The following is a 1226-nucleotide window of genomic DNA, read 5'->3' as shown; positions in this document are numbered from 1 at the left end:
ACGCCGGCTACAACTCGCATGAGGCGTTCACCCGTGCCTTCCGCGATCAGTTCGGCACCACGCCGGAACTGGTGCGCGCGCAGGGCACACTCGACAAGCTCGACCTCGTGGAGCCGATCCTGATGGACCAGTCCCTCCTCACCAATCTCGAACCGCCGCGTTTCGAGACCAGCCGGCCGTTCCTGATCGCCGGCCTCGGCGAACGCTACAGCTGCGAAACCAGCGCCGCCATCCCGATGCAGTGGCAGCGCTTCGGCCCCTATATCGGCAACATTCCGGGCGAGACCGGCGACGTCGCCTATGGCGTCTGCGTCAACGGCGACGATGCCGGCAATTTCGACTACATCGCCGGCGTCGAAGTGTCTGACTTCTCCGACCTGCCCAGGGACTTCTATCGGGTGCGGGTGCCGGCGCAGAAATATGCGGTCTTTGCCCACCGCGAACACATCTCGACCATCCGCCGGACGGTCAACACGATCTGGAACAAATGGCTGCCGGCCTCCGGGCACGAGATATCGGATGCGCCGGAATTCGAACGCTACGGCCCTGAATTCGACCCGCGCAGCGGCAAGGGCGGGCTGGAGATCTGGATACCGGTGAAGGCGTAGTCGGTCAGGCCATCGGCAGCGCCGGCCAGCGATCGGCGATCCGGCCGCCGGAAAACACCGCGATCGACCCGAACTGCTGCAGCACGGCTTCGCTCTGCGTCGGCCTTAGAAACGCGTAGTCGCCGGGCTTTGCGGTCGCGGCGGCGGGCAAGCCCATGAATTGCTGGTTGGAGGACAGGCCGAGCAGCCCGTTCGCCTTCATGCCTTCTGGGAAGACCGGCTCGGCCATCCACTTGCCGCCATAGAGGTAGCAACCCTTGCGCGGGAACCGGCCGAGCGCCTGCAGCAGGCGGGTGACGGCCGGCGGGCCGGGCAGCATCGGCTCGACCATTTTCAGGATCGGCGTGGCGATGAAGGCCGCCGGCTGGAAGCCGTCGAGGCCTGGCGTATCGAAGTCGCTGGGCAGCACAAAGGCCGAGCCCATCGACACCTCATTGGCCGCGCCGCCATGATGGAGCAGCGCGGTCTTGCTGCCGCCGATGTTCAGGATGCGGCGCTGGTCGGCGCCGAGACAGGCGACGAACGCCGAGGCCTGCGCCGACGCCTTTGCCAATGCCTTTGCCGGTCCGCCGAAAAGGCCGGGAATGAGCGGCGCATGCGCCTCGTAGGCCATGACGC

At 66.5% G+C, this 1226-nt stretch carries 1 protein-coding gene and 1 pseudogene; one reads left to right on the top strand and one right to left on the bottom strand.

The window, feature by feature from the left end; translation table 11 throughout:
* Nucleotides 1-608 (top strand): GyrI-like domain-containing protein (locus EN749_RS36015; RefSeq protein ID WP_145991187.1); only part of this gene is annotated, 608 nt, incomplete at its 5' end.
* Nucleotides 609-612: 4 nt separating this feature from the next.
* Here EN749_RS36015 and EN749_RS36010 read toward each other — a convergent pair.
* Nucleotides 613-1226: pseudogene (locus tag EN749_RS36010) on the bottom strand (DSD1 family PLP-dependent enzyme); the annotation flags it as partial.

The organism is Mesorhizobium sp. M7A.F.Ca.ET.027.02.1.1, from assembly GCF_004022985.1.
GTDB lineage: Bacteria > Pseudomonadota > Alphaproteobacteria > Rhizobiales > Rhizobiaceae > Mesorhizobium.
The sequence above is the reverse complement of the archived record's forward strand: the minus strand, read 5'-3'. Positions and strand labels throughout refer to the sequence as shown.